The following is a 26,550-nucleotide window of genomic DNA, read 5'->3' as shown; positions in this document are numbered from 1 at the left end:
AAAGTAGTAGGTCAGTAAAATTACGAACGTAATATGTGCGTTGCCGGACATTTCGGTCAAGGCTTCAGGCAAGCGACAGGTTGCGCATCTTTAGATAAGCGTATTTGTGTACGAATATTTCACGCTTTTCGTTATATCGTAACGACAAGACCGGTGAATCAATGGCTTTGGAGTGATATGCAAGTCGATCTGGATGTCGATGGCACGCAAGTGACCGGGTTGCCGCGCTTTCAACAAGCGGCCGCACAGGGGCGACGCTTGCGCCGTCTGGCCATCGGCCTCGGCGGATTGGCCGGCGCGGGGTGGGTACTGGCGTTTTTTGTCGGGCTGTTTGCCGCGCAATCGTTATGGCCGGCGTTGCTGGTGAATCTGAGCGCGGCGTTGCTGGTGCTGGTTGCCGGCCTGCAATCAGCGGGGTGGGTGACACAGTGGCGCGCCCGGGTGATGAACCCGCCGGCGCCGCTGGTGCCGACCGAGGAGGTGGAGCCAGCAGCGCCTGACGGCTGGTACGAGCGGTTGCTGGAGCGCCTGAGTCAACGTGGAGTTCACTTGCTCGGGCAGATCGGTGCCGCCACGTTGTGGCTCGGCGGCTGTTCAGCGTTGGTGGTGCTGAGCATCGAGCAGGTGTGGAACCTTGCGTTGCCGGCCGGCGCGGTTGGGTTGTCTGCCACCGTGGGCGCGGCGCTGATGTTGCTGCTGGGCTTCGGTCTGCTGGTGCTGGAGCGCCAACTGGCCCAGGAAAACCCGGCGCAATGGCCGGAAGCCGGATCCCTCGCCCAATTGGCGCGGGTGGCGATCATCAGTCTGGTGCTCGGTGCGTTGTGTCTGTTATTCGCCAGCGACGCTTCGGTATGGCCCGTACGACTCGCCGTGTTAATCGGAATCTTGCCAGGATTGGTCGCGATCGAGTTGCTATTGCGCGCCGTTCTGTCGATATTCAGTCCGCATCGCGAGCAGCTCGAACCGACCCTGCTGGCGCGTAGTTTTGTTGCCGACATGCTGCGTTGGCCGCCTCAGCCGTTGCTCGCTTTGCAGCACGAATTGCACAACCGTTTCGGTATCGACCTGCGTCAGATCTGGGCCTTCAGCTACATGCGCCGGGCCTTTCTCCCGGTGCTGGTGCTGGTCGCCGCGGTCGGCTGGTTGTTGACCGGTATTCACGAAATCCCGCTGCAAGGGCGTGGCATTTACGAGCGTTTCGGCAAACCGGTGCAAGTCTTCGGCCCCGGCTTGCACGCCGGTTTACCGTGGCCGCTGGGCCGCGTGTTGAGCGTCGAGAATGGCGTGGTGCATGAGCTGGCGACCAGCGTCGGCGATGCTCCGGCACCGCCTACTCAGGCCGACCCCGCCGAAGGCCCGGCCCCGATGATCGCCAACCGCTTGTGGGATGCCAGTCACGTCAACGACAAATCCCAGGTCATCGCCAGCAGTCGCGGCGATCAGCAGAGCTTTCAGATCGTCAACATGGACGTGCGCTTCGTCTATCGCATCGGCCTGCGTGATCAGGATGCCTTGGCGGCTACCTACAACAACGCCGATGTACCGACGCTGATTCGCAGCACCGCGAGCCGGATTCTGGTTCACGATTTTGCCTCGCGCACCCTCGACGGCCTGCTGGGGGCGGATCGGGTAGGACTGGGCGAAGAAATCGGCCGCGCGGTGCAAGACGATCTGCAGAAACTCGACAGCGGCGTGGAGATTCTCGCCACCGTGGTCGAGGCGATTCATCCACCTGCCGGTGCCGCCAATGCTTATCACGGCGTGCAAGCGGCGCAGATCGGTGCACAGGCGTTGATCTCCCGGGAGCGCGGTGCTGCGGCTGAAGCCAGTAACCAGGCGCAGTTGCAGGCCAGCCTTGTCCGCGACCAGGCCAGCGCCAGTGCGCGTGAGGTCAACGCCACGGCGCAAGCGGCGGATCTGAAGTTCAAGGCTGAACAACAAGCTTATGCCAGCGCCGGCCAGGCATTTGTGCTGGAGCAATATTTCAGTCAGCTCAGCCAGGGCCTGAGCAAGGCCAAACTGCTGGTGCTCGACCACCGTTTAGGCGGCAGCAGCAATGCGCCGACCATCGACCTGCGTACGTTCACGCTGCCGGCTGACCCGACGCCCGCGCGCACCACCGCTCAACCAGGAGTTGCCCATTGAGCCAGTCGCACACTCACGATTCGCATGACCACAGCGGCCACGATCACGGCCACGCCGGGCATCACCATCATCATGGGCATCATCACCACGGTGCGCCGGAAGAGGCGGGCCCGTTCCCGTGGCGGCGCATGGGCTGGGCGGTGTTGCTGGTGGCGTTTGCCGTCGCGGCGGCGAGCCTGGTGCAAGTGCGCTCGGGGGAGGCCACGGTCATCACCCGTTTCGGCAATCCGTCGCGGGTGTTGCTTGAACCCGGTTTGAGCTGGCGCTGGCCGGCACCGTTCGAAGCGGCGATCCCGGTGGATTTGCGCCTGCGCACCACGTCCAGCGGTTTGCAGGATGTCGGCACCCGCGACGGTTTGCGCATCATCGTTCAGGCCTATGTGGCGTGGCAGGTCCAGGGCGACCCGGACAACGTGCAGCGTTTCATGCGTGCAGTGCAGAACCAGCCGGATGAAGCGGCGCGGCAGATTCGGACCTTTGTCGGCTCGGCACTGGAAACCACCGCCAGCAGTTTCGACCTGGCGAATCTGGTGAACACTGATGCGAGTCAGGTGCGCATCGCCGATTTCGAAGCGCAATTGCGTCAGCAGATCGATCAGCAACTGCTCGCCACTTACGGCGTGCGCGTGGTACAGGTCGGCATCGAACGGCTGACCTTGCCCTCGGTGACGCTCACGGCGACGGTCGATCGGATGCGTGCCGAGCGTGAAACAATCGCCACCGAACGCACGGCCATTGGCAAGCGTGAAGCGGCGCAGATCCGTTCAGCCGCCGAGCGCGATGCGCGGATTGTGCAAGCCGATGCCACGGTAAAAGCCGCGGAAATCGAAGCGCAGTCCCGGGTCGAAGCCGCTCAGATCTACGGCCGTGCCTACGCCGGTTCGCCGCAGCTGTACAACCTGCTGCGCTCACTGGATACCCTCGGCACCATCGTTACGCCGGACACCAAGCTGATCCTGCGCACCGACGCCGCGCCATTCCGCGTGCTGGTGGACGGTCCGCCCGCTGTCGATAACAAATCCGGATCGCAACCATGAGTGATGAAGTTCCACGTGGAACACATTCGTTGAGCAGTCCGTGGATTCAGGCCGGACGCCTGGCGTTTTTTGCCTTGTACGCGGTGACCGTTTTGGCTGCGTTGGCGTGGGCGTTTTCCAATGTCCGGCAGATCGATCCGCAGAATCGCGCTGTGGTTTTGCACTTTGGTGCACTGGATCGCATCCAGAATGCCGGCCTGTTGCTGGCCTGGCCGCAACCGTTCGAACAAGTGGTTTTACTGCCCGCAGCAGATCGAGTGATTGAACGCCGAGTGGAAAACCTGCTGCGCAGCAGTGAGGCGATCAAGGCTGACCGCGTTGCGACCTTCGCCACACCGCTGAGCGATGCCTTGGCCGGTTCCGGCTACTTGCTGACCGGCGACGCCGGTGTGGTGCAACTGGATGTACGGGTGTTTTACAAGGTCACCGATCCGTATGACTTTGTGTTGCAGGGTGAGCATGTGCTGCCAGCCCTGGATCGGCTGGTCACCCGCAGCGCTGTAGCTTTGACCGCCGCCCGGGATCTGGACACGATTCTGGTCGCCCGCCCGGAGTTGCTCGGCGCTGACAATCAGGCGGCCGAACGCCGCGAGCGTCTGCGCGGTGATCTGGTGCAAGGCATCAACAAACGCTTGGCAGAGCTGAAGGCGAGCGGGCAGGGCATCGGCATCGAAGTGGCGCGGGTCGACGTTCAGTCGAGTCTGCCGGACCCGGCCGTCAGCGCCTTCAACGCTGTATTGACTGCCAGCCAGCAAGCCGACAAAGCGGTCGCTAACGCGCGCACCGAGGCGGAAAAACTCACTCAGACCGCCAACGAACAAGCCGACCGCACCCTGCAAGTGGCCCACGCGCAGGCCGGCGAACGGCTGGCGAAAGCCTCCACCGACACCGCCACGGTCATGAGCCTGGCCAAGGCGCAGCAACAGGGCACCGATCCGCAGATGCTCCTGCGTCTGTACCGCGAACGCATGCCGAAAGTTCTTGGCCAGGCCGGTTCCGTGACCACGGTCGATCCGAAAGACGATTCCCGCCTGATCATTCAGGGAGCCAGTAAATGACTGCGACCACTGCCGCACCGAGCCTGTTGTCCTCGGCCGAACAGCGCCGCGCTGCACGACAATTGACCCTGGCGATGCTCGCCCTTGGCTTGCTCGGCCTCGGTCTGATCTGGCGTTGGCTGGTGCCGGAGCAAACCGGTGTCAGTCAGTTATTGCTGGGTTTTGCTTCTTTATTGGTGGCGGTGCCGGTGATGCGTTCGGCGTGGTACAGCCTGCGTTACCCGAGCCTGCACGGCATCACCGATCAACTGATTGCGCTGGCGATGCTCGGTGCGTGGGCGACCGGTGATTTGCTGACCGCCGCGCTGCTGCCGATCATCATGATTTTCGGTCACGTGCTGGAAGAGCGCAGCGTGATCGGTTCGCAGGAAGCGATTCACGCCCTCGGTCAATTGACCCGCAGCCACGCACGCAAGATTCAGGCAGACGGCTCAATCATCGAAGTGGATAACGGCACGCTCAAACCGGGCGACACCGTAGAGGTGCGCGCCGGTGATCGGGTCCCGGCGGATGGTCGGGTGCTGTTCGGCCAGGCCAGCCTCGACACAGCATCGATCACTGGCGAGTCGGTTCCGGTCGAAACGGCGGTGGGCATGACGGTGTTCGGCGGGGCGATCAACCTCGATGGCTTGCTGCGCATTGAAGTGACCCGCACCGGCGACCAATCGACACTGGGCAAAGTTATCGCGCTGATGCAAAACGCCGAGCGCTCGAAGCCGCCGATCACCCGTCTGCTTGAGCGGTATGCCGGCAGCTACATGGTGCTGGTGTTGTTGCTGGCGGCGGTGACCTGGTTTGTCACCAACGACGCGCAAGCGATGCTCGCAGTGTTGGTCGCAGCCTGTCCCTGCGCTTTGGTGCTGTCGGCGCCGGCTACGGCGATTGCCGGGGTGGCGGTAGCGGCGCGCCACGGCATTCTGATCCGCAGCTCGGCCTTCCTCGAAGAGCTGGCGGACCTGACCTCGCTGGTGGTCGACAAGACCGGCACCCTGACTTACGGCACTTTGCGTTTGCAATCGATCAGCAGCCCGCGTCTGGATCAGGCTTCGGTGATGGCACTGGCCGCCAGTCTCGGCGCGGCCAGCAGTCACCCGGTCAGCCGTGCGTTGGCCGGGCTGGTCAGTCAGGAGCAGAGCCTGCCACTGTCCGATATTCATGAGCGCCAGGGCCTCGGCGTGGTCGCCATGACCACCCAAGGCGAGGCGGCGTTGGGGCGGCCTGAGTTGTTCGCGCAACTGGGCATCGTCACCACCACCGTTCCCGAGCATGACGGGCCGATTGCCGGGTTGGCGTTGAACGGCGAGTTTGTTGCCTGGCTGTTGCTGGCTGACAGCGTCAAACCGGAAGCGCGGTTTGCTCTCGCCGAATTGCGCGAACTCGGCCTGGGTCGCCAGTTGTTGCTGACCGGTGACCGCCAGAGTGTCGCTCAGACCTTGGCCCGGGAGGTTGGCCTGCAAGAAGTGGAAGCGCAGGCGCTGCCTGAGGACAAACTCAATCGCGTGCTCAAGGAAATCGACAACGGTTTCCGGCCGATGGTGGTGGGCGACGGCATCAATGATTCGCTGGCACTCAAGGCCGGGGTGGTCGGTGTCGCGATGGGCGCCGGCGGTGCTGACATCGCGCTGGCCTCGGCGGACATCGTGCTGATCGGCAGCGACCTGCGCCGGCTCGGCACCTGTGTACGGCTGAGTCGCCAATGCCGCCGGACCTTGCAGGTCAACGTCATCATTGGTCTGGGCTGGACGCTGGCGATCGTGGTGTTCGCGGCCTTCGGCTGGCTCGGAGCGGCGGGGGCGATGATTGCCGCGTTGCTGCATAACCTCAGCACGCTGCTGGTGCTGGGCAATGCCGGGCGTTTGTTGCGGTTTCAGGAACCGCTGCTCAAGCTTCAGGACGATCGTTAAATTTATTTCTGCACCTCTGTAACGCCGTCGGGGCAGCCCTCTCTAGTGCTATGTCGGGACTGAACAACCTTCCAGCCGACACCCCCTGACGCTTACCGAGGATATAAAAATGACGATCAAGACCGCTGCTGCCGGTGCCGCTCTCGCTTTGGCCGCTGCCACGATGTTTGCCGGTGTCGCCACCAACGCCATGGCGGCTGATGCCCAGGTTCACTGCTACGGCGTGAACGCCTGCAAAGGCCAGAACGACTGCAAGACCAAGGACCACGCGTGCAAAGGCATGGGTTCCTGCAAGGGCCAGGGCTTCAAGGCCATGACTCAGTCGGCTTGTGAAAAAGCCGGTGGCAAGGTCGGCGAGTAAGCCACCTGTGAGTGCTGCCGCAGCGGGTGATGCCGCTGCGGCCACTTTGCAAAGGAGTCCTGGCATGTCAGCTTCCGTTCCTTTCCTGGGTTATGGCCTGGGTTTGCGCAGCGCCTATTACCAACAGATCCTCGAACAGTCGCCGGACGTGGACTGGTTCGAAGTGGTTTCCGAAAACTTCATGGTGCAGGGCGGCAAAGCCTTGTACTTCCTCGACGCCATCGCCGAACGCTACCCCGTGGTGATGCATGGCGTGTCCCTGTCCATCGGTGGGCCGCATGCGCTCGATCCGGACTATCTCAAACAACTCAAGCAACTGGCCGAACGGGTCAAACCGGCGTGGATCTCCGATCACCTGTGCTGGAGCCGCGGCAATGCCCATCAGTTGCATGACCTGCTGCCGCTGCCCTACACCGAAGAAAGCCTTGAATACATCGCCGCCCGAGTGGCACAGGTGCAGGACGTGTTGCAGCGGCCATTGGTGCTGGAGAACGTTTCCAGTTACGTGCGCGTAGCCGCCGATGATTTCACTGAGTGGGAATTTCTGCAGGCCCTTAGTCACGTCAGCGGCTGCGAATTGCTGCTGGACGTCAACAACGTCTACGTCAGCTCACGTAATCATGGCTTCGATCCGTGGACGTTCATTCAGAGTTTGCCCAAGGACAAGGTGCGTCAGCTGCATCTGGCCGGGCATAGCGATTACGGCGACTACGTGATCGACACCCACGATCATCCGGTGAGCGATCCGGTCTGGGCGCTGTATCAGCGCACGCTGGAGCACTTCGGGCCGGTGGCGACGCTGCTGGAGCGCGACGATCACTTCCCGCCGTTCGAAGAGCTGCTCGACGAACTGCACAAGGCCCGCGAACTGGGTGACAGGGTTTTGGCCGGGAGACAGAAATGCGCCTGAACGAATGGCAATTGGCATTTGAGGCCTTTCTGCTGGAGGAGTCGACGGCAGCACCGCCGGCCTTGAGCAGCAGCCTGATCGGCGGCCCGACGCTGGGTGTCGACACCGGGCTGGCGATCTATCACAACGCCTACAAGGCGCGTTTGCTCGAGGTGCTGCGTAACGACTTCCCGGTGATCTATCACTGGCTGGGGGATGAAGCGTTCGACACGCTTGCGGGTGCGTACCTCCATCAGCATCCGTCGACGCATTACAGCCTGCGTTGGCTCGGCCAGGGTTTCGAGGCGTTTATCCGCGAGTATCTGGTGCCGGAGCAAAGTGCACCGTTGAGTGAACTGGCGACGCTGGAGTGGGCGTTCACTCTGGCTTTTGATGCGCCGCCCGGCGTGCCGTTGACGATCGAGACGATGGCGGGGTTTTCCCCACAGGAATGGCCCGCTCTTCAGGTCAAACCGAGGCCCTCGCTGCAGTGGCTTGAGCAGCGTTTCAACAGTCTGGCCTTGTGGCGTTCAGTCAAGGATGCAACGGATTTCCCGGACAGCGAGGCACTTGAAGCCCCGCAGGTGTGCCTGATCTGGCGCAGTAATCTGCTGTGCAATTACCGCAGTCTGGAGTCGGCCGAGGCCAATGCCCTGAATGGCATGATCAATCAGGGCTGGAGTTTTGCCGAACTGTGCGCCGAGTTAGCAGTCATCTATGGTGAGGGCGCGCCACTTCGAGCCGTTACCTGGTTAAAGCAGTGGGTGCATGACGGCATGCTGGAGCGTCTGGAATGATAGTCTCGGCTAATTAAATCGATAGCCTGCTATTTTTCAAGGATGGTCTACCCTCAGATCTGACGTCTGAAACAAGGGGGATTTTCCATGCTCGCGCAACTTCCACCGGCCTTACAGAATCTGCAGCTTCCGCTTCGCTTGCGACTCTGGGATGGCCATGAGTTTAATCTGGGGCCGGCGCCCAGCGTCACCATCGTGGTCAAGGACCCGACGATGGTCTCCCAGTTCACGCATCCAAGTCTCGACGCGCTGGGGGCGGCGTTTGTCGAAGGCAAGCTTGAACTGGAGGGCTCGATCAGCGAGGTCATCCGGGTCTGCGACGAATTGAGCAGCGCCTTGCTCGATGAAGACGATGATGCCCAGCCAGTGCGTGCGGTGCACGACAAGGAAACCGACGCCAAAGCCATTTCCTATCACTACGACCTGTCCAACGCGTTCTACCAGCTGTGGCTGGACAGCGACATGGCGTATTCCTGCGCGTATTTCGAAACCGGCAGCGAAACCCTGGAACAGGCGCAACAAGCCAAATTCCGCCATCTGTGTCGCAAGCTGCGCCTGCAACCCGGCGAATATCTGTTGGATGTCGGCTGTGGCTGGGGTGGTCTGGCGCGATATGCCGCGCGGGAGTTCGGTGCCAAGGTGTTCGGCATCACCCTGAGTAAAGAACAGCTGGAGTTGGCTCGCGAGCGGGTCAAGGCTGAAGGGCTGGAAGATCAGGTCGAACTGCAACTGCTCGACTACCGTGATCTGCCGCAGGACGGTCGTTTCGACAAGGTGGTCAGCGTCGGCATGTTCGAACACGTCGGCCACGCCAACCTCGCCGAATACTGCAAAGTCCTGTTCGGCGCAGTGAAGGAGGGTGGTCTGGTGATGAACCACGGCATCACCGCCAAACACACCGATGGCCGTCCGGTGGGACGCGGTGCCGGCGACTTCATCGAGAAATACGTGTTCCCCAACGGCGAGCTGCCACACCTGGCGATGATCTCGGCACAGATCAGCGAAGCAGGGCTGGAGATCGTCGATGTCGAAAGTCTGCGCCTGCATTACGCACGTACGCTCGACCACTGGAGCGAGCGCCTGGAGGATAACCTTGAAGCTGCCGGAAAACTGGTACCGGATCAGGCATTGCGCATCTGGCGGCTGTATCTGGCCGGGTGTGCCTACGCGTTTGCGCGTGGCTGGATCAATCTGCACCAGATTCTGGCGGTGAAGGCGCATCCGGATGGCAGCCATGAACTGCCCTGGACTCGCGACGATATCTATCACCCTTGAGGCTTGAACCCTCTCTCGGTTGTGGGGGGGGAAACGTCTAGAGAATCGGTGAAATAAGCCGGGCGATCCGCATTCCGAGCTGTTGCAGGCGGTGGATCTCCCGGCTTTCTTCTTTGGCGACTTCGTAAGCCTGCTCGAAATCGTCGTTGAGCATGTGTTCCACGTTAGCGGCGAACTCGCTGTCGACCGTCAACAGCATCACTTCGAAATTCAGCCGGAACGAACGGTTGTCCAGATTGGCGCTGCCGATGGCGCTGATTTCGCTGTCGATCAACACCACTTTCTGATGCATGAACCCGGGTTCGTAGCGGAACACCCGCACGCCGGCGCGCACCGCTTCGAACGCATAGAGGCTGGACGCGGCGTAAACAATGCGGTGATCGGGGCGCGAGGGCAGCAGAAGGCGCACGTCGACGCCGCGCAGCACCGCCAGGCGCAACGCGGCGAATACCGCCTCATCAGGGATGAAGTAGGGGCTGGTGATCCACACCCGCTCCGTGGCGGCGTGAATCGCTTCGACGAAGAACAATGAACAGGTTTCGTAGGCATCGGCCGGGCCACTCGCCAGCAATTGGCAGAGCACGCCATCTTCCGGGTAGACATCCGGCAGAATCAGCGGCGGCAGCGTGCGCGCGGCCCAGAACCAGTCTTCGGCAAACGATTCCTGCATGCAGGCCACTACCGGGCCGCGCACTTGAACGTGGGTATCGCGCCATGGCGCCAGTGGCGGTTTTTCACCGAGGTATTCATCCCCCACGTTGTGCCCGCCGACAAAGCCGAGCACGCCATCGACCACGACAATTTTGCGGTGGTTGCGGAAGTTCACCTGAAAGCGATTGAGCCAGCCGCTGCGCGTGGCGAAGGCTTTGACCTCGACACCGCCATCGCGCAATGCCTGCACATAGCTGTGGGGCAGGGCGTGGCTGCCGATCCGGTCGTAGAGCAGATGAATCGCCACGCCTTCGGCGGCTTTCTTCAGCAGCAGGTCGCGCAGGCTTTGACCGAGACGGTCATCATGAATAATGAAGAACTGAATCAGCACAGCTTCGCGCGCCTGTTCGATGGCCTGGAAAATCGCTGAAAACGTTGCGTGGCCATTCACCAGCAGCCGTACTTCGTTGTTCGCCAGACACGGCATGCGCCCCAGCTTGGGCATGGCGCGGAGCGAGGCGTAGGCATTTGAGGCGCGGGCGGTGAGAGCTTCTTCTACCCACGGTCGCCAATTCAATTCGGAAATCGCCTGGCGCATCTGTTCGTTGGCCTGGCGCCGTGCCTTGATGTAGCCGTCGAACGTGCTGCGGCCGAAGACCAGGTAAGGGATGAGGGTCAGGTAGGGGATGAAAATAAGCGACAATGCCCAGGCGATCGAGCCTTGGGCGGTGCGTACGGTCAGCACCGCATGGATGGCGGCGATCAAGCCGAGGCTATGGATCAGGGCGATCAGATAACCGAAAATGTGCGGTCCAAAATAATCCATGAGGCAGCCTTGCTCCTGAAGATTCAATGTCTAACAGACCATGTTCCCGAGCGATTGTCGCTATTTAATTGGCCCATGAACCGAAGCCATTGGCCGACGTCTAACGGCCACTACTGATCAGGAGTTTTTTCGATGAACGTTCGTCTGCTGGGTTTGGCGCTGGGCCTGGGTTTGGCAATGCCGGTGATTGCACAGGCGCAAATGCTGCAGCCGGGTTTGTGGGAAATGACATCAAGCAACGTCAAGGTCGATGACCAGCCGATGGATGTGCAATCGATCCTGGGCCAGTTGCAAGGCCAGATGACCCCGCAACAGCGCGCGGCACTGGAGAAGAACGGGATCAATATCGGCGGCCAGGGCATCCGCGCCTGTCTGACGCCGCAGCAGGTCGCGACCAACGATATCCCGCTGGCCGATCCACAATCGGGCTGCAAACAGCAGATCACCGAGCGCACCGGCAACCAGTGGAAATTCCGCTTCAGTTGCCCGAAAGCGCAAGGCACCGGTGTGGCCACGTTCAAGAGTGATCGTGAGTTCACCACGGTCGCCAACGGCACGTTCAATGCCATCGGGATCAACCAGAAGGGCAGCCTGGAAACCCGCGCGGTGTGGCTGGGGCAGGATTGCGGCGCTGTGAAGCCAAGAGCTTAAAAGCTTCGCGAGCAAGCCCGTTCCCACAGGGAAATGCATTCCAACTGTGGGAGCGAGCCTGCTCGCGAAAGCGTTTTGATGATCACCGCATAAACCGCAGCGGCAGCCCCTGACACCCCTCATTCACCCGCCCGCCATCCCAGGCGATCTGCCCTGACACCAGTGTTGTATTTACCCGATATCGGAAAGTCCTGTTGGCAAATGGCGTCCATCCGCACTGCGACAGAATCGGTTGTCGAGACACCTCCAAAGCTGTTGGCTCCACCAACACCAGATCCGCCCAATACCCTTCACGCAAATAACCCCGATCCGGAATCGCGAACAGATCTGCCACGCGGTGGCTGGTTTTTGCCACCAGTGTGGTGATCGGCAGCACGCCGTCGGCCACCAGTTCCAGCAGCGCGGGCAACGCCTGTTGCACCAGTGGCAGACCGGAAGGCGCTTCGGCATACGGGCGCTGCTTTTCCGCCCAGGTATGCGGTGCGTGATCGCTGCCGATCACATCCAGTCGGTGACTCAACAAGGCCTGACGGAGCGCATCTCGGTCGACCTGGGTCTTGATCGCCGGGTTGCATTTGATCAGGTTGCCGAGAGCCGGATAGTCGCGATCATCGAACAGCAGGTGATGCAGGCAGACTTCAGCCGTGATGTGTTTCTGTGCGAGTGGTTTGTCCTCGAACAACGCCAACTCGCGAGCGGTGGTCAGGTGCAAGACATGCAGGCGGGTGCCGTGCCGTCTGGCCAGTTCCACTGCCAGCGAAGAGGAGCGGTAGCAAGCCTCGGCATCGCGGATCAGTGCGTGGACATTCGCCGGCAGGCGTTCGCCCAGGCGCTCGCGCAGTCGGGCTGCGTTGGCTTCGATGCTCGGCGTGTGTTCGCAATGGGCCAGTAGAATCGTCGGCACGTCGGCGAACAGGCGCTCGAGAATCTTCGGGTCGTCCACCAACATGTTGCCGGTGGACGCACCCATGAACACTTTGACCCCGGCCACTTCGCAGGGGTTGAGTGCGGCGACGGTCTCGAGGTTGTCCTGACTCACACCGAAGTGGAAGCCATAGTTGGCCACGGAGTTGATCGCCGCGCGGCGCTTTTTATCAGCCAGCGCTTCCAGGGTTAAGGTGGCCGGTTGGGTGTTGGGCATGTCCATGAAACTGGTGATGCCGCCCGCCACCGCCGCGCGTGATTCGGTGTGGATGCAGCCCTTGGCCGGCGCGCCCGGTTCGCGAAAATGCACTTGGTCATCGATCATGCCCGGCAACAGCCATTGGCCGCGAGCGTCGATTTCCACGCTCGCATTTTCGCCGTCGATGCTGCGCGCGATCTTGACGATGCGGCCATGGCTGACCAACAGATCGCCGTCGAACTCGCGTCCTTCGTTGACCAGTCTGGCGTTGCGAATCAGCACGCTGCTCATGGTTCAGAACTCGTTCTGCAAGGCTTTGTAGCCGCGCACCAGATCGACGTTGGTCCGTGCCACGTCTTCGGAAAACTCCGAGGCGCTGACACTCACCGGCGGGAATTGCGCAAGGTCGGTGTTGGGGCCTATGCGGGTGGTGGAGGGCACGTAGAACGCGTTCGGCAAATCACGACCATCGACCACCGAGTTGTGCCGCACCACGCAGCCGTCACCGACCACGCAATTGAACAGCACACTGTTGAAACCGATGAACACCCGGTCGCCGACCACGCAGGGGCCATGCACGATCGAGCGATGAGCGATCGAAGTGAATTCGCCGATGGTCACGGCAGCGCCGGATTTGGAGTGGATCACCACGCCGTCCTGGATGTTCGAATTGGCGCCGATGGTGATCGGCTCCATCGCGCCGCCGGCGTCCACCTCATCCGCGCGAATCACGGCGTAGGGACCGACGAATACGTTCTCGCCGATGACCACCTTGCCGCAAATGATCGCGGTTTTGTCGACATAGGCCGACTCGGCAATCTGCGGCAGATCACCTGAAGGATTCTTGCGGATCATGGTTGGCTCAGCGCGTTGTAAAGGGTGTTGAGGTTGTATTCGAACAGCCCGGCAAAGGTGCTGGCCGGGCCACTGGCGGCGAGGGCATCGGAGTACAAGGTACCGCCGATGTGCGCGCCGCTTTCCTCGGCGATCTGCTTGAGCAGGCGCGCGTCCTTGATGTTTTCCATGAACACCGCTTTGACCTTGGCCTGACGGATCTGGGTGATCAGCGCGGCGACTTCGGCGGCCGACGGTTCGCGTTCGGTGGACAGACCTTGGGGCGCCATGAAGTCGATGCCGTAGGCCTGACCGAGATAACCGAAGGCATCGTGGCTGGTGACGATCTTGCGATTGTCCGGTGGCAATGAACCGAGCTTGGCCTTGGCGTCGGCGAGCAGGGCGTAGATCTGTTTCAGGTAGGTCTGGCTGTTGCGTTGGTAGTCGGCCTTGTTCGCCGGATCGGCCGCGATCAGCGCCTTGGTGATGTTGGCGATGTACAACTCGGTGTTGGCCAGGTTGTGCCAGGCGTGCGGGTCGGGAATGGTTTCACCGTCTTCATCGAGCGAGCGCGGAATCACACCGTGGCTGGCACTGATGAGTGGGGCTTTGGTGCCGGTGCTGGTCACCAGGCGATCGAGCCATGGTTCGAAACCGAGACCGTTCTTGATGATCAGTTTGGCCTTGAGCAGGGCTTTGGCGTCGTCCGGTGTCGGCTCATAGGTGTGCGCGTCGGCGTCCGGGCCGACCATGTTGGTGATCTGGATATGCTCGCGGCCGACCTGGTGCACCATGTCGGCAAGGATGCTGAAGCTGGTGACCACCGGTAATTTCTCCGCCGCCGACAACGACATCGACAGCAGTAAGCTGAACAGCACGAGTAGAACGCGCATCGGAAAACACCTCATTGGGATGTGAGCGAAGGTGGGCGGCGCAGCAGACCGTGGACCGGCCCGAACACCACGGACAGCAGATAGGCGAAACCTGCGACCAGCACGATGGCCGGGCCGCTGGGCAGCGAGTAGTCGAACGACAGCAGCAATCCGAGCCACACCGACAGGCAACCGATGAGCGCCGCAATGGCGATCAGCATCGGCAGGCGTCTGCTCCAGAAACGCGAAGCGGCGGCTGGCAACATCATCAGACCGACCACCATCAGTGCGCCGATGGCCTGGAAGCCGATCACCAGATTGAGCACCACGAGGGTCAGGAATACACCGTGGGCGAGGGGGCCGAGACGGCTGACGGTTTGCAGGAATAAAGGGTCGAGGGTGTCGAGCAGCAGCGGTTTGTAGATCGCCGCCATGGCGATCAGGCTGACAGCCGAGACCCATAACATGCCTTGAAGAGTCGGGCCGTCGACCGCCAGTGCCGAGCCGAACAACAAGTGCAGCAGGTCGAGGCGTTTGCCGGCGATGCCGAGAATCAACACTCCGCTGGCGAGTGAGATCGGGTAGATCGCGGCGAGGCTGGCGTCTTCGCGCAGACCGGTGCGACGGGTAATCCAGGCGGCCAGTCCGGCCATGCTCAGGCCCGCACCCAGACCACCGACGGTCAGTGCGGGCAGACTCAGACCGGCGAACCAGAACCCCAACGCTGCGCCGGGAAGAATGCCGTGGGCGACGGCGTCGCCGATCAGACTCATGCGCCGCAGGATCAGGAACACGCCGAGTGGTGCTGTGCTGCAAGCCAACACCAGTCCCCCAAGCAGCGCTCGGCGCATGAATACGAACTCGCTGAACGGTTGCCAGAGGTGGGCGATGGTGAGCATCAGGCCACCTGCGTGTTGGGTGTTTGCTGGATCAGTTCGACGCTGGCGCCGAGCGCGCATTCACGGTTTTTGATCAACAGCGTTTGCGGAATGTGTTGGCGGACGGCGGCGAGGTCGTGGCAGACCATCAGCAACGTTCGACCTTCGGCGTTCCAGGAGTGGATGTGTTGCCACAACAGTTGTTGACCCAGCTCATCGAGCGCGGCGTGGGGCTCGTCGAGTAACAGCAGCGGCGCGTCGGTCAGGCTCAATCGGGCGAGCAGGGCGCGTTGTAACTCACCGCCTGAAAGGGCCATGAGAGGGCGCTTTTCCAGGCCGCTGAGGTGCCATTGTTCAAGGGCGTTGGTAAGGCGTTGCTTGCGCAATTGCGTCGAGAGCCGGCGGCCCCAGAACCCGGCGGCGACCAGTTCTTCGAGGCTGATGGGGAACTGTCGATCGAGGTGCTGTTGTTGTGGGAGGAAGGTGAGTCCGCTTTGCCGCGGAACACTCAGCAGGGCTTTGCCAGCCAACGGCTTTTGCAGTCCGGCGATGACTTTCAGCAGGCTGCTTTTGCCGCAGCCGTTGGCGCCGATGATGGCGGTCAGGCTGCCGCTGTCCAGCTCAAGGTTCAGCGGTGACGTCAGCGGATGGCCGGGCGCGCCCCAGCTCAGGGCTTGGCAACGAATCATGCGGACTCCCGGGCCCAATGACTTTCGGCCACCGCGTCGTGGGCATGCAGGCTTTCGGCGTGAATCACCCGTAGGTGGAAACCGCTGACGCCTGGAGAGCGACGCAGGGCCAGATTGAGTCGCCGCGCGGCGTCTTCGCAGAACATCAGGTTCTGCCCATTAGCCAGCGCGAAGGCTTGCTCGTCGGCACGTTTCACCGCGGTTTGTACGGCCGTTCCTAGCGCTGCTTCGGCGTCGTTGATGATGACGCTCAGGGGCAGTTCATCAATGAACTCGTCCAGGTGCATGTGCAATTGCGCGGTACTGCGTTGGCTGTGCGGAGTGGCAACGATGCCGTGGCTTGATCCAAGCCAGGCCAGGACGTCGGCGTGCTGCAGTGGCTTGTTGGCAAAATCATCGATGAATTGCTGCTGGATCAGCTGCCGCGCTAACGCTGCCGAGCATGGGCAAGTTGAGGAATAGGGCACATCGATTTGCAGTTCCACGTGGAACACTTTGTTTTTCAAACTGGCAGAAATGCTCACTGGATAGCTTTTCCACCCGGCCAGCGGACTGACCAACGCCGGTCTTTTCAGCAGCACTTGGCTATGGATATTCAGATAGGCGTTGCTGGATAAACCGTCGTGACTATCCAGAAAATCATCCAGCACCTGACGTAAAAGCCGTGGAGAAAGATTCTGCTGCTCAAGTGTTGCCAAGGCCAGATACAAGCGTGACATGTGAATACCGCGTGCCTCGCCATCATCGAGACTTACGCCCGCATCGGCTTTCGCGCTCAGGCGTTGGCCCTCCAATAAAACGGGCAAGGCAATGCCGCGCATTCCCACCCACTCAAGCGGTAGTGCTTGGCGAGCGGCTTGAGTGGCGATATCCGGAAGTGTCAGCGAATTCATGTTCGGGACCATCGTGTTGATTGAATTGGATGTTACATTATAACAATTCAAATCACGATGCCTTTTTCATGAACGGGTTTTCATATGCACAGACGCCACCTGCTCAATTTGTTCCTGGCCAGCGCAGCCTTCGCTTTGCCGTTCAGTGTTTCGGCTACCCAAGTACGTAATGCGCGACTCTGGCGCTCGGATGAAAAGCTACGACTGGTGTTCGATTTAAGCGGTCCGGTGCGCTACAAAACCTTCACGCTCAGTGCGCCAGAGCGCTTGATCATTGATCTGTTCGGGGCGAGTTTGAGCGGTGATTTCAGTCAATTGGCGCTGGCGGATACGGCAATTCGCTCCATCCGCTCCGGGCACTTCGGTCAGGGTGATACCCGCATCGTTCTCGATCTGAATAATCCAGTGCTATTGAACAGCTTTCTTTTGGCGCCCCAGGATGGTCAAGGACACCGCTTGGTGCTCGATCTGGTGAACGCTAAACAGGCATCAACCATGGCAATGGTTCCACGTGAAACACCCGCGAACAGGACTCATCCTAAACGCGACATCATCGTCGTGGTCGATCCGGGACACGGCGGAAAAGATCCTGGCGCGATTGGTGCCAAGGGTGAGCGGGAAAAAGATGTGGTGCTTTCCATCGCGCAATTGCTCGCCAAACGACTGAAAAGGGAGAAGGGTTTCGACGTAAAGTTGGTGCGCAATGACGACTTTTTTGTACCACTTCGCAAGCGTGTGGACATCGCCCGTCAGCACAAGGCCGACATGTTTATCTCCGTGCATGCCGACGCAGCACCGCGTCTGACAGCGTCGGGCGCTTCGGTGTATTGCCTGTCCGAAGGTGGTGCGACGTCAGCGACGGCGCGTTTCATGGCGCAGCGCGAGAACGGTGCGGATCTGCTCGGCGCGACCAGTCTGCTCAACCTCAAGGACAAGGATCCGATGCTCGCTGGCGTGATCCTCGACATGTCGATGAACGCCACGATCGCCGCCAGCCTGCAACTCGGCAGCACCGTACTGGGCAGTCTGCAAGGCATTACCACGCTGCATCAGAAACGCGTGGAACAGGCAGGATTTGCGGTGTTGAAGTCACCGGATGTGCCGTCGATTCTGGTGGAAACCGGCTTCATTTCCAACGCGCGTGACAGCCAGCGTCTGGTGACTGCCCGACACCAGCAGGCTATCGCTGACGGTTTGTTCGAAGGATTGCAGCGTTATTTTCAGAAGAATCCGCCAATCGACAGCTACATCGCCTGGCAGCAGGAGCAGCAAAAAGCGCAGGTTTAGCAGCCGGTGATCCGGCTGCAGGTGAATTTCGCACTGCTGCCTCCCGAGCTGGAAAAGCGATTGATCGTCGTCCAGCCGACTCGACGGGTGTAGCCAACCCAGGCTTCCCCGTCAGAGGCGATACCAGTGAAAAACGTCAGTTGGCCGAAACGGCTATTGGTCTGAGCCCAGTAGCGGTTGCCGTCCTTTTCAAAGCCTCGCAGGTAAATCGTGCTGCCCACCGTGTTCACGCTGTAAGCATTGCCTTGTGCATCGATGCAGGCCAGCAGGTTGGCGCTGCGTGTGCAGTTGGCGAGTGCTGGCTGTCCCCAGGCGTTGGCACCCGACAGCAACGCAAGGCTCAACAGCGAGCATTTCAGGGCATTTTTCATCATGGTTTCCGATGCGCAGATGGCATGCAGCTTCCTGCTCTTTATCGGTTTGGGCAAGGGCAAGGCTGGCTTATTCATATTGTTATACTATAACATCAATTTTGAATTGAGCCTGAGCTCGCCGATTTAAAGCGTCTGCTTCTGCCACAACGCTGTTTTGAAGCCTGAGAACGCGCTGCGTTACGCCAATACCCGGCTTAAACGCCCATCGGCCACCATCTGATGAGGATTATCCAATGTCATCGCTACTTCCCGTGACCGTCCTTTCGGGCTTTCTCGGCGCCGGAAAAAGTACACTTTTGAATTACGTACTACGTAATAGAGAAGGTTTGCGCGTTGCTGTCATCGTTAACGATATGAGCGAGATCAATATTGATGGCAGCGAAGTTCAGCGCGATGTCAGCCTGAACCGTGCCGAAGAAAAACTGGTGGAGATGAGCAATGGTTGTATCTGCTGTACGTTACGCGAGGACCTGCTTGAAGAAGTCAGCAAGCTCGCCCGCGAGGGGCGTTTCGATTATCTGCTCATCGAATCCACCGGAATTTCCGAACCGCTGCCGGTCGCCGAAACGTTTACCTTCCGTGATGAGCAGGGCCAGAGCCTTGCCGACGTTGCGCGACTCGACACCATGGTGACAGTAGTCGACGGCATGAACTTTCTTCTCGATTACCAGGCCGCCGAGAGCCTCGCTTCCCGTGGCGAAACATTGGGGGAGGAAGACGAACGCTCGATCACCGACCTGTTGATCGAGCAAATCGAGTTCGCCGACGTCCTGCTTATCAGCAAAATCGACCTCATCAGCCGCCAGGAGCGTGACGAGCTGACAGCCATCCTCAAACGCCTCAACGCCCAGGCAGAAATCATCCCGATGGTGATGGGCGAAGTGCCGCTGGAGAAGATCCTCAACACGGGCCGTTTCGATTTCGATAAAGCCGCCCAGGCCCCTGGCTGGTTGCAGGAGTTGCGCGGCGAGCATGTGCCGGAAACCGCGGAATACGGCATTGCTTCCACGGCTTACCGCGCACGCCGCCCGTTCCATCCGCAGCGCTTCTACAACTTCATCGACCGTCCGTGGACTAACGGCAAATTGCTACGCTCCAAAGGCTTCTTCTGGCTCGCCAGCAAGGCCAACGACGCGGGCAGCTGGTCGCAGGCTGGCGGCTTGATGCGCCACGGTTTTGCTGGGCGCTGGTGGCGTTTCGTACCGAAAAACCAATGGCCGCAGGATCAGGAAAGTACTGCGGCAATCATGAAAAACTGGATACCGAGCGTTGGAGATTGCCGTCAGGAGCTGGTATTCATTGGGCAGAACATCGATTTCCTGCAGCTCACTGCCGAGCTCGACGCCTGCTTGCTGACGGATGCGGAAATGGCCGCTGGCGTCGAAGGCTGGCGCATGCTGCCGGATCCGTTCGGCCCCTGGCACGATGAGGTCGCCTGATGCTTGCGTTTAAACTGCAACAGAATCGAGCGCGCTACCAGCATCAGGGTGCGACACCGAAAACGCTGACACGCATCCTCGAAGACGACGTCAATCTCGCGGTGTGGCAGCGCCAACTGCCACTGCACATCGCCGATTTCGCAGCGTTGCTGCTGTCGCTCAACGAGCCCTTGGCGGAGTCGCTCTGCCTGGAATTACCGGACGAAGACGCCGACCCCGATCTCAGCGGACTGGCTGCCGGGTTTCGTGATCTGGAGGGTTATGAGGGGGTTATCGCCGACCTGAAATGGCTGGTCAGTGCCTTCGCTTGCCTGCTGGGCGCGCGTCGTGTCGGCCTGCGCTTGCGGGTGCTGGACAAGGCCATGTGCCCGCGATTCCATGTCGATCATGTACCGGTGCGCTTGATCAGCACATATGGCGGTATCGGCAGTCAGTGGCTCAAGGAAGGAGCAATGGACCGCGAGCAGTTGGGCCAGGCGAACGCCGAGCCAGAGGACATGGCGAACATCCAGCAACTGCAGAGCGGTGACGTGGCGCTATTGAAAGGCGAGAAATGGCACGGCAACGAAGGCTTCGGCCTGATTCATCGTTCCCCACAACCGGCAGCGGGCGAACGAAGGCTGCTGCTGACCCTCGACTGGCTCGGCTGACAACTCAAGGCTTGAGCCATTTACCCTGGCTCTGGTCTTCGCAGTATGGCTGCAAATACGCCGCGTCGGAGGCGACACCGTAATAGTGGATATCCTGGCGATAAGGCATATTGGCGACTTGCGCGTTGCTGCATACGCCGAATGCGCCGCTCGGGCATTGATCGACGTACTGCACGTCGACTTTCTGCCCGGCCAGAGTCGGTTGGCAGAAACCATCGCTAAATAGTTTTTCGGGAATATTGCGGTTCTGCTGGCAGACCTTGACGTCGAGCCGTTCGCCCTGGCTGTGTACCACGCAGGCTTGAGCCAAGGCTTCGCTCGACACCAGCATCAACAGCAACGACCATCCCATCCAACGCATATCCAATCCCCTCAGAAAACTCCCCGCCATGTTGCAGAACATTCCCACTCATGTCATCGCCGGCCCTTTGGGTGCAGGCAAGACCAGCCTGATTCGCCAACTCATGGCGCAACGCCCGGAAGGCGAGCGCTGGGCGGTATTGATCAACGAGTTCGGCCAGATCGGTCTCGACGCCGCGCTGCTGACCCGCGACGGCGATGGTATCGCACTGGGTGAGGTCGCCGGAGGCTGTTTGTGTTGCGTCAATGGCGCGCCGTTTCAAGTCGGCCTCGGCCGTTTACTGCGCAAGGCGAGGCCGGACCGGCTGTTCATCGAGCCCTCCGGATTGGGCCATCCGGCGCAATTGCTCAAGCAGTTGAGCGAGGCGCCGTGGCTGGGTGTACTGGCGGTACAGCCCTGTGTGTTGGTGCTGGACGCACAGGCGCTTGCCGCCGGGAAAGCCTTGCCGACCGCTCAGCAAGAGGCACTGGCCAGCGCCGGTCTGCTGTTGCTGAACAAGGCCGAGAGTCTGGATGAGGCAGTACGGCAGGCAATCGCCGAGCGCCTGCCACCGGTCAGGCTGATCTGGACGCAACAGGCGCAACTGCCTTTGCACGAGTTGCCGGGTGGGACTGCGCAAGCAGTCGTGGGTGTGGATAACCTCGCTGTGCCCGAGGGATTGGGGATGATTCCGGTGCTCTGGAGCGACCCGGCAGTGCCGATTTGCCTGAGTCAGGCGCAGGAGGGCGGTTGGAGCATCGGCTGGCGTTGGCACCCGGGGCAGACGTTCGATACGCAACGCCTGAGCGATTGGCTGAAGGCCCTGAATTGGCGGCGGGCCAAGCTGGTTATCCACAGCGCTGGGGGCTGGGTCTCGGCCAATGCCCTGGATAACGCTGAGCTCAATTGGCAGCTCAGCGAATGGCGACGGGATTCACGTATCGAGCTGATTTTCGCCGATCCGCAGGATGTCGATGCTTTGCAGGCAGGCCTGGCGCAATGCCGGGCTCAGGCGGATTAGCTTACGGCTTCCACTTGTTGTGTTCCTGGCGCCACTGGCTCAGTTCGATCACTTCGGCCCGTGGGCGGGTGACTTCGACCACCGGTGGCGTGTCGTCGAACGGTACCGGGTAGGGCGCCAGTTCGATCTGTGCACTGTGCGCGCCAAACTGGGTGATGGTGCCGTTGTGGCGGGTTTCGCCGGTCACGGTGAACTCGAAGGTGTAGATTCGGGCCAGGCGCCGCCGACCGCTGGCATCCTTGATCAAACCGATTTTCTTCAACGCGACGTTACCGTCCAGCAGCTCGACGCCGACGTTGATGCAGTGCTGCTTGACCCGCGCCAGCGCCCGCTCGCGCAAGCCGTGGTTGTGCCACAGCCATGCGCCAGCAGCGGCGAACAGCATCAGCACGAAGATGTTTTCAAGGGTCAGCATCAACAGGAAACTCCAAAAGATAAGCCCAGCTTAACTGCGTCGCCGGTCTGTCGTACAGGCTGTGTTTCGTCGCATACTGCGCGGCTTGAATTTCAATCGTTTTACGGAATAACCCGAATGAAACGTACGCCTCATCTGCTCGCCATCCAGTCCCATGTGGTCTTCGGCCACGCCGGCAACAGCGCTGCGGTTTTTCCGATGCAGCGGGTCGGGGTGAATGTCTGGCCGCTCAACACCGTGCAGTTTTCCAACCACACCCAGTACGGCCAATGGGCCGGTGAAGTGCTGGCGCCGCACCAGATTCCCGAACTGGTCGAAGGCATCGACGCTATCGGCGAGTTGGGCAACTGCGATGCGGTGCTCTCCGGCTATCTGGGCAGCGCGGCGCAGGGCCGGGCGATTCTCAGTGGCGTCGAGCGCATCAAGTCGGTCAATCCGAAGGCGTTGTACCTGTGCGACCCGGTGATGGGTCATCCGCAGAAAGGCTGCAGTGTGCCGGCCGAAGTCAGCGACTTCCTGCTGGAGGAAGCAGCGGCGGTGGCGGACATCATGTGCCCGAACCAACTTGAGCTGGACAGCTTTTCCGGGCGCAAACCGCAGTCGCTGTTCGACTGTCTGGCGATGGCCCGGGCGTTGCTGGCGCGCGGGCCGAAAGCGGTGCTGGTCAAGCATCTGGATTATCCGGGCAAGCCGGAGGATGGTTTCGAGATGTTGTTGGTGACCGCTGAAGAAAGCTGGCACCTGCGCCGCCCGCTGCTGGCGTTTCCGCGTCAGCCGGTGGGCGTGGGTGATCTGACGTCCGGGCTGTTCCTGGCGCGGGTGCTGCTGGGCGACAGTCTGGTGGCGGCGTTTGAATTTACCGCCGCGGCGGTGCATGAAGTGCTGCTGGAGACCCAGGCGTGTGCCAGTTATGAGCTGCAACTGGTGCGGGCGCAGGACCGGATCGCGCATCCGCGGGTGAAATTCGAGGCGACGGCGATCAGTCTGTAATCGCGTTATCGTTCAAAAGATCGCAGCCTGCGGCAGCTCCTGCATGGGAATGCAAAACCCTGTAGGAGCTGCCGCAGGCTGCGATCTTTTGCTTTAAGCGTCGCCCTTGATCTCCTGATAACGCTTCTCCAGCTCCTGGCGAATCTGCCGGCGCTGCTGGGCCTGCATGTAGCGGCGTTTGTCTTCGCTGTTCTGCGGTTGCAGCGGCGGCACCGCAGCCGGTTTGCGCTGGTCATCCACTGCGACCATGGTGAAGAAGCAGCTGTTGGTGTGGCGCACCGAGCGCTCGCGGATGTTCTCGGTCACCACTTTGATGCCGACTTCCATCGAGGTGTTGCCGGTGTAGTTGACCGACGCGAGGAAGGTCACCAGTTCACCGACATGGATCGGTTCGCGGAAAATCACCTGATCCACCGACAGCGTCACCACGTAGCGGCCGGCATAACGGCTCGCGCAGGCGTAGGCCACTTCGTCGAGGTATTTGAGCAGGGTACCGCCGTGGACATTGCCAGAGAAGTTGGCCATGTCGGGGGTCATCAGTACCGTCATCGACAGTTGGGCGTTTCCGGGTTCCATAACGTTCTCACGGATCAAGGCTGGGTGGCTGGAAGCACCTCTGCGGGTGCCTGGTCGCTTTTTCGAAAGCACCGTTATCGGGACGCCAGGCGACGGGCTGCCGTCACGCCGGGATCGATCTGTTTCCTTATATTGCACCGCCTTCCAGCCGGAAGTCGCGGTGTTAACCTGCAAAAGGCCCTGCGCAAGGGCAATTCCCACACGAAAAGCGGATTTTTTACCTAACTCGCTCAGACCTTTCTGATGTCTGACTGCGGGTCACGTCATACAAGGAGCCCACACCATGCATGCCATCAGCTTTATTCAGGATCTGGCAGTGATCATGTTGGTTGCAGGTGTGGTCACCGTGCTGTTTCACCGCTTCAAGCAGCCGGTGGTGCTCGGCTACATCGTTGCCGGTTTCATCATCGGCCCGCACACCCCGCCGTTCGGCCTGATCCACGACGAAGAAACCATCAAGACCCTCGCCGAGCTGGGGGTGATCTTCCTGATGTTCTGTCTGGGTCTCGAATTCAGCCTGCGCAAGTTGTTCAAGGTCGGTGCCACGGCGTTTATCGCGGCGTTCCTCGAGATCGTACTTATGATCTGGATCGGCTACGAGATCGGCCGCTGGTTCGACTGGAACACCATGGACTCGCTGTTCCTCGGCGCGATCCTGGCAATCTCCTCGACCACCATCATCGTCAAGGCGCTCAACGACCTGAAGATGAAGAACGAGCGCTTCGCCCAGTTGATCTTCGGCGTACTGATCGTCGAGGACATCCTCGGCATCGGTATCATCGCCTTGCTGTCGAGCATCGCCGTCAGCGGCACGGTCAGCTCGGGCGAGGTGTTTTCCACGGTCGGCAAGCTGTCGCTGTTCATGATCGTCGCGCTGGTGGTCGGCATTCTGCTGGTGCCGCGTCTGCTGGCGTATGTCGCCAAATTCGAAAGCAACGAGATGCTGCTGATCACCGTGCTGGGCCTGTGTTTCGGTTTCTGTCTGCTGGTGGTCAAGCTCGAGTACAGCATGGTGCTCGGCGCCTTCCTGATCGGCGCAATCATGGCCGAGTCGCGGCAGTTGTTGAAAATAGAGCGTTTGATCGAGCCGGTTCGCGACCTGTTCAGTGCGATCTTCTTTGTGGCGATCGGTCTGATGCTCGATCCGATGATCCTGTTGCAATATGCGTGGCCGATTGCCGTGATCACCGTAGCCGTGGTGCTCGGCAAGATGTTGTCCTGCGGCCTCGGTGCCTTTATCGCCGGTAACGACGGACGCACCTCACTGCGCGTTGGGATGGGGCTGTCACAGATTGGCGAATTTTCCTTCATCATCGCCGCGCTCGGGATGACGCTGCAGGTCACCAGCAACTTCCTTTATCCGGTGGCAGTGGCGGTATCGGTGATCACCACGTTACTGACGCCGTACCTGATCCGCGCGGCCGATCCTCTTTCAATCAAGTTGTCCGCTGCCGTGCCCAAGCGCCTGGGACGTGTTCTGGGGATGTACGGCGAATGGCTGCGCAGTATCCAGCCGCAAGGCGAGGGCGCGATGCTGGCGGCGATGATCCGGCGGATCCTGTTGCAGGTCGGGGTCAACCTGGCGCTGGTGATCGCGATTTTCTTCAGTGGTGCATTCTTTGCCGGACGGCTGTCGGCGTGGATGCAGGACTGGATCGGTGATCCGAGCTGGCAGAAAGCACTGATCTGGGGCGGGGCGCTGCTGCTGTCGTTGCCGTTTCTGATCGCGGCCTATCGCAAGCTCAAGGCGCTGTCGATGCTGCTGGCGGAGATGGGGGTGAAGCCGGAGATGGCCGGGCGGCACACGCAGCGAGTGCGACGGGTGATCTCCGAGGTGATCCCGATCCTCTCGCTGCTGGTGATCTTTCTGCTGTTGGCAGCCTTGTCGGCCAGTATTTTACCGACCAACAAGTTGCTGGTGCTGATCGCCGTGGTCACGGCCGCCGTGGCGGCGCTGCTCTGGCGCTGGTTCATCCGCGTACACACGCGGATGCAGGTGGCCCTGCTGGAAACCCTCGACAACCACAAGGAATCGTCGGGGCACTGACCGCCGGGGGCGTTTTGCGTATCAGCTTTCCAGCCAGACGTCCCGCGCCCAGTGCCAGACCGATTCCCAGGTTTCTTCGGCAATCAGCTCTTCTTCGGCTTGCCACAACACCACTGTGCCGTCTTCTTCGACGCAGTAGTAGTCGTCGCCGTCCTGGCAGATCGGAATCAGGCTGCGATCCACACCTGCATCCCAGGCGTTGGCGGCAACTTCAGGCAAGTAAGTGTGGGACTGTGGATCGGTAACGGTCACCGGTTCGAGGCTGCCATAAACCACATCGCTGACGGTCAGCAGAAACTCTTTAAAGACAAACGGGATATCGATGAACAGTTGTTCTTCGATTTCGACCAGCAGATCTTCGTCAGGCAACTCCAGGGGAACCGGTACGGGTTCATTGGCTTCGCGCAGTTGTTCGATGATTTCTTCCACGTCCGGGATCCTCTTGCTTGAATGGCGCGGTGTATATGGGCCGGTTTATACAGTAGCTCGCTATAGATGCAACCGTGAAATAGAAAACCCCAGCCGAGG

At 60.6% G+C, this 26,550-nt stretch carries 27 protein-coding genes; 15 read left to right on the top strand and 12 right to left on the bottom strand.

Annotated features, from left to right (window positions below; translation table 11 throughout):
• Positions 1-177 precede the first annotated feature (177 nt).
• The 8 genes from hflK (NN484_RS06660) (at position 178) to cfaB (ending at position 9,466) form a co-directional block, all read left to right on the top strand.
• The gene (gene hflK, locus NN484_RS06660) at positions 178-2,145 is read left to right on the top strand and encodes a protease modulator HflK (protein WP_274658766.1); all 1,968 of its coding nucleotides are present in this window, start codon (positions 178-180) and stop codon (positions 2,143-2,145) included.
• Entirely contained in the window at positions 2,142-3,182 is a 1,041-nt protein-coding gene (gene hflC / locus NN484_RS06655) for a protease modulator HflC (RefSeq protein WP_127649544.1), read from the top strand. Before hflK (NN484_RS06660) ends, hflC begins: the two co-directional genes overlap by 4 nt.
• Positions 3,179-4,240 (top strand): protease modulator HflK, encoded by a 1,062-nt coding sequence (hflK, locus tag NN484_RS06650; protein ID WP_215500477.1) that lies wholly within the window; start codon positions 3,179-3,181, stop codon positions 4,238-4,240. Before hflC ends, hflK (NN484_RS06650) begins: the two co-directional genes overlap by 4 nt.
• Complete coding sequence (locus NN484_RS06645; RefSeq protein ID WP_215500478.1) at positions 4,237-6,144, top strand: heavy metal translocating P-type ATPase; 1,908 nt, start codon at positions 4,237-4,239, stop codon at positions 6,142-6,144. The genes hflK (NN484_RS06650) and NN484_RS06645 overlap by 4 nt, the downstream gene beginning before the upstream one ends.
• 109 nt (positions 6,145-6,253) lie before the next feature.
• Entirely contained in the window at positions 6,254-6,505 is a 252-nt protein-coding gene (bufA2, locus tag NN484_RS06640) for a BufA2 family periplasmic bufferin-type metallophore (protein WP_025112611.1), read from the top strand.
• Positions 6,506-6,569: 64 nt separating this feature from the next.
• A complete protein-coding gene (bufB, locus tag NN484_RS06635) occupies positions 6,570-7,415 on the top strand; it encodes an MNIO family bufferin maturase (RefSeq protein ID WP_215500479.1) in 846 nt (281 codons plus the stop codon).
• Positions 7,406-8,191 carry an HvfC/BufC N-terminal domain-containing protein gene (locus NN484_RS06630; protein ID WP_274658764.1) on the top strand — a complete coding sequence of 262 codons (786 nt, stop codon included), beginning with the start codon at positions 7,406-7,408 and terminating at the stop codon, positions 8,189-8,191. Before bufB ends, NN484_RS06630 begins: the two co-directional genes overlap by 10 nt.
• A gap of 87 nt (positions 8,192-8,278) precedes the next feature.
• On the top strand, positions 8,279-9,466 hold the full coding sequence (gene cfaB / locus NN484_RS06625) for a C17 cyclopropane fatty acid synthase CfaB (RefSeq protein ID WP_215500481.1): 1,188 nt from the start codon (positions 8,279-8,281) through the stop codon (positions 9,464-9,466).
• 37 nt (positions 9,467-9,503) lie between these two features.
• On the opposite strand, the gene cls is transcribed toward cfaB, so the two are convergent.
• Positions 9,504-10,943: a cardiolipin synthase gene (cls, locus tag NN484_RS06620; protein WP_215500482.1), complete on the bottom strand. Its 1,440-nt coding sequence runs from the start codon at positions 10,941-10,943 to the stop codon at positions 9,504-9,506.
• A gap of 132 nt (positions 10,944-11,075) precedes the next feature.
• On the opposite strand from cls, the gene NN484_RS06615 reads away from it, so the two are divergent.
• Positions 11,076-11,594, top strand: a complete 519-nt coding sequence (locus NN484_RS06615; protein WP_215500483.1) for a DUF3617 domain-containing protein — start codon at positions 11,076-11,078, stop codon at positions 11,592-11,594.
• Between the two features lie 82 nt (positions 11,595-11,676).
• Here NN484_RS06615 and NN484_RS06610 read toward each other — a convergent pair whose 3' ends face one another.
• From NN484_RS06610 to folE2, 6 genes are read right to left on the bottom strand one after another with little or no spacing between them, the layout of a single operon-like run.
• On the bottom strand, positions 11,677-13,008 hold the full coding sequence (locus NN484_RS06610; RefSeq protein WP_215500484.1) for a dihydroorotase: 1,332 nt from the start codon (positions 13,006-13,008) through the stop codon (positions 11,677-11,679).
• Between the two features lie 3 nt (positions 13,009-13,011).
• Positions 13,012-13,572: a gamma carbonic anhydrase family protein gene (locus NN484_RS06605; protein WP_215500485.1), complete on the bottom strand. Its 561-nt coding sequence runs from the start codon at positions 13,570-13,572 to the stop codon at positions 13,012-13,014.
• Positions 13,569-14,444 carry a metal ABC transporter substrate-binding protein gene (locus NN484_RS06600; RefSeq protein WP_274658763.1) on the bottom strand — a complete coding sequence of 292 codons (876 nt, stop codon included), beginning with the start codon at positions 14,442-14,444 and terminating at the stop codon, positions 13,569-13,571. Before NN484_RS06600 ends, NN484_RS06605 begins: the two co-directional genes overlap by 4 nt.
• Before the next feature lie 11 nt (positions 14,445-14,455).
• A complete protein-coding gene (locus NN484_RS06595; protein WP_127649555.1) occupies positions 14,456-15,322 on the bottom strand; it encodes a metal ABC transporter permease in 867 nt (288 codons plus the stop codon).
• A complete protein-coding gene (locus tag NN484_RS06590; protein ID WP_274658762.1) occupies positions 15,322-15,990 on the bottom strand; it encodes a metal ABC transporter ATP-binding protein in 669 nt (222 codons plus the stop codon). Before NN484_RS06590 ends, NN484_RS06595 begins: the two co-directional genes overlap by 1 nt.
• Positions 15,987-16,883, bottom strand: a complete 897-nt coding sequence (gene folE2 / locus NN484_RS06585) for a GTP cyclohydrolase FolE2 (RefSeq protein WP_127649557.1) — start codon at positions 16,881-16,883, stop codon at positions 15,987-15,989. The genes NN484_RS06590 and folE2 overlap by 4 nt, the downstream gene beginning before the upstream one ends.
• Positions 16,884-16,967: 84 nt before the next feature.
• Here folE2 and NN484_RS06580 point away from each other — a divergent pair, with 84 nt between their 5' ends.
• Positions 16,968-18,170 carry an N-acetylmuramoyl-L-alanine amidase gene (locus tag NN484_RS06580; RefSeq protein WP_274658761.1) on the top strand — a complete coding sequence of 401 codons (1,203 nt, stop codon included), beginning with the start codon at positions 16,968-16,970 and terminating at the stop codon, positions 18,168-18,170.
• Here the strand turns inward: NN484_RS06580 and NN484_RS06575 are convergent.
• Positions 18,167-18,541: a glutamine synthetase gene (locus NN484_RS06575; RefSeq protein ID WP_215500490.1), complete on the bottom strand. Its 375-nt coding sequence runs from the start codon at positions 18,539-18,541 to the stop codon at positions 18,167-18,169. The two genes, NN484_RS06580 and NN484_RS06575, sit on opposite strands and share 4 nt — an antisense overlap.
• Positions 18,542-18,777: 236 nt before the next feature.
• Between NN484_RS06575 and zigA the strand changes: the two genes are divergently transcribed.
• On the top strand, positions 18,778-19,983 hold the full coding sequence (gene zigA / locus NN484_RS06570) for a zinc metallochaperone GTPase ZigA (protein WP_274658760.1): 1,206 nt from the start codon (positions 18,778-18,780) through the stop codon (positions 19,981-19,983).
• Complete coding sequence (locus NN484_RS06565) at positions 19,983-20,633, top strand: DUF1826 domain-containing protein (protein ID WP_274658759.1); 651 nt, start codon at positions 19,983-19,985, stop codon at positions 20,631-20,633. Before zigA ends, NN484_RS06565 begins: the two co-directional genes overlap by 1 nt.
• A 4-nt stretch (positions 20,634-20,637) precedes the next feature.
• Here the strand turns inward: NN484_RS06565 and NN484_RS06560 are convergent, their stop codons facing one another.
• Complete coding sequence (locus NN484_RS06560; RefSeq protein WP_215500493.1) at positions 20,638-20,994, bottom strand: NADH:ubiquinone oxidoreductase; 357 nt, start codon at positions 20,992-20,994, stop codon at positions 20,638-20,640.
• Between the two features lie 28 nt (positions 20,995-21,022).
• Here NN484_RS06560 and NN484_RS06555 point away from each other — a divergent pair, with 28 nt between their 5' ends.
• On the top strand, positions 21,023-21,994 hold the full coding sequence (locus NN484_RS06555; RefSeq protein ID WP_215500494.1) for a CobW family GTP-binding protein: 972 nt from the start codon (positions 21,023-21,025) through the stop codon (positions 21,992-21,994).
• 1 nt (position 21,995) lies between these two features.
• Here NN484_RS06555 and NN484_RS06550 read toward each other — a convergent pair whose 3' ends face one another.
• Positions 21,996-22,409, bottom strand: a complete 414-nt coding sequence (locus tag NN484_RS06550; RefSeq protein ID WP_215500495.1) for a DUF3301 domain-containing protein — start codon at positions 22,407-22,409, stop codon at positions 21,996-21,998.
• Between the two features lie 117 nt (positions 22,410-22,526).
• Between NN484_RS06550 and pdxY the strand changes: the two genes are divergently transcribed.
• Entirely contained in the window at positions 22,527-23,399 is an 873-nt protein-coding gene (gene pdxY, locus NN484_RS06545) for a pyridoxal kinase PdxY (RefSeq protein ID WP_127649565.1), read from the top strand.
• 93 nt (positions 23,400-23,492) lie between these two features.
• On the opposite strand, the gene NN484_RS06540 is transcribed toward pdxY, so the two are convergent.
• Positions 23,493-23,975, bottom strand: a complete 483-nt coding sequence (locus NN484_RS06540) for an acyl-CoA thioesterase (protein WP_003229693.1) — start codon at positions 23,973-23,975, stop codon at positions 23,493-23,495.
• 283 nt (positions 23,976-24,258) lie between these two features.
• On the opposite strand from NN484_RS06540, the gene NN484_RS06535 reads away from it, so the two are divergent.
• A complete protein-coding gene (locus NN484_RS06535; protein WP_215500496.1) occupies positions 24,259-26,022 on the top strand; it encodes a cation:proton antiporter in 1,764 nt (587 codons plus the stop codon).
• 21 nt (positions 26,023-26,043) lie between these two features.
• Here NN484_RS06535 and NN484_RS06530 read toward each other — a convergent pair whose 3' ends face one another.
• Positions 26,044-26,451, bottom strand: a complete 408-nt coding sequence (locus tag NN484_RS06530; protein WP_215500497.1) for an SMI1/KNR4 family protein — start codon at positions 26,449-26,451, stop codon at positions 26,044-26,046.
• Between the last annotated feature and the right edge of the window lie 99 nt (positions 26,452-26,550).

Origin of the sequence: Pseudomonas serboccidentalis (assembly GCF_028830055.1) — a bacterium.
Taxonomy (GTDB): Bacteria; Pseudomonadota; Gammaproteobacteria; order Pseudomonadales; family Pseudomonadaceae; genus Aquipseudomonas; species Aquipseudomonas serboccidentalis.
This window is presented reverse-complemented; position numbering and strand designations above follow the sequence as displayed.

Excerpts from the sequence above, each read along its gene's own strand:
- NN484_RS06610 (WP_215500484.1), bottom strand. The coding sequence starts at position 13,008 with ATGAGCAGCGTGCTGATTCGCAACGCCAGACTGGTCAACGAAGGACGC.
- NN484_RS06580 (WP_274658761.1), top strand. The coding sequence starts at position 16,968 with ATGCACAGACGCCACCTGCTCAATTTGTTCCTGGCCAGCGCAGCCTTC.
- bufA2 (WP_025112611.1), top strand. The coding sequence starts at position 6,254 with ATGACGATCAAGACCGCTGCTGCCGGTGCCGCTCTCGCTTTGGCCGCT.
- NN484_RS06590 (WP_274658762.1), bottom strand. The coding sequence starts at position 15,990 with ATGATTCGTTGCCAAGCCCTGAGCTGGGGCGCGCCCGGCCATCCGCTG.
- NN484_RS06540 (WP_003229693.1), bottom strand. The coding sequence starts at position 23,975 with ATGGAACCCGGAAACGCCCAACTGTCGATGACGGTACTGATGACCCCC.
- NN484_RS06575 (WP_215500490.1), bottom strand. The coding sequence starts at position 18,541 with ATGAAAAATGCCCTGAAATGCTCGCTGTTGAGCCTTGCGTTGCTGTCG.
- NN484_RS06565 (WP_274658759.1), top strand. The coding sequence starts at position 19,983 with ATGCTTGCGTTTAAACTGCAACAGAATCGAGCGCGCTACCAGCATCAG.
- NN484_RS06605 (WP_215500485.1), bottom strand. The coding sequence starts at position 13,572 with ATGATCCGCAAGAATCCTTCAGGTGATCTGCCGCAGATTGCCGAGTCG.
- NN484_RS06630 (WP_274658764.1), top strand. The coding sequence starts at position 7,406 with ATGCGCCTGAACGAATGGCAATTGGCATTTGAGGCCTTTCTGCTGGAG.
- NN484_RS06600 (WP_274658763.1), bottom strand. The coding sequence starts at position 14,444 with ATGCGCGTTCTACTCGTGCTGTTCAGCTTACTGCTGTCGATGTCGTTG.
- NN484_RS06645 (WP_215500478.1), top strand. The coding sequence starts at position 4,237 with ATGACTGCGACCACTGCCGCACCGAGCCTGTTGTCCTCGGCCGAACAG.
- cfaB (WP_215500481.1), top strand. The coding sequence starts at position 8,279 with ATGCTCGCGCAACTTCCACCGGCCTTACAGAATCTGCAGCTTCCGCTT.
- NN484_RS06615 (WP_215500483.1), top strand. The coding sequence starts at position 11,076 with ATGAACGTTCGTCTGCTGGGTTTGGCGCTGGGCCTGGGTTTGGCAATG.
- NN484_RS06595 (WP_127649555.1), bottom strand. The coding sequence starts at position 15,322 with ATGCTCACCATCGCCCACCTCTGGCAACCGTTCAGCGAGTTCGTATTC.
- bufB (WP_215500479.1), top strand. The coding sequence starts at position 6,570 with ATGTCAGCTTCCGTTCCTTTCCTGGGTTATGGCCTGGGTTTGCGCAGC.
- NN484_RS06550 (WP_215500495.1), bottom strand. The coding sequence starts at position 22,409 with ATGCTGACCCTTGAAAACATCTTCGTGCTGATGCTGTTCGCCGCTGCT.
- pdxY (WP_127649565.1), top strand. The coding sequence starts at position 22,527 with ATGAAACGTACGCCTCATCTGCTCGCCATCCAGTCCCATGTGGTCTTC.
- cls (WP_215500482.1), bottom strand. The coding sequence starts at position 10,943 with ATGGATTATTTTGGACCGCACATTTTCGGTTATCTGATCGCCCTGATC.
- NN484_RS06555 (WP_215500494.1), top strand. The coding sequence starts at position 21,023 with ATGTTGCAGAACATTCCCACTCATGTCATCGCCGGCCCTTTGGGTGCA.
- NN484_RS06560 (WP_215500493.1), bottom strand. The coding sequence starts at position 20,994 with ATGCGTTGGATGGGATGGTCGTTGCTGTTGATGCTGGTGTCGAGCGAA.
- folE2 (WP_127649557.1), bottom strand. The coding sequence starts at position 16,883 with ATGAATTCGCTGACACTTCCGGATATCGCCACTCAAGCCGCTCGCCAA.
- hflK (WP_215500477.1), top strand. The coding sequence starts at position 3,179 with ATGAGTGATGAAGTTCCACGTGGAACACATTCGTTGAGCAGTCCGTGG.
- NN484_RS06535 (WP_215500496.1), top strand. The coding sequence starts at position 24,259 with ATGCATGCCATCAGCTTTATTCAGGATCTGGCAGTGATCATGTTGGTT.
- zigA (WP_274658760.1), top strand. The coding sequence starts at position 18,778 with ATGTCATCGCTACTTCCCGTGACCGTCCTTTCGGGCTTTCTCGGCGCC.
- hflK (WP_274658766.1), top strand. The coding sequence starts at position 178 with ATGCAAGTCGATCTGGATGTCGATGGCACGCAAGTGACCGGGTTGCCG.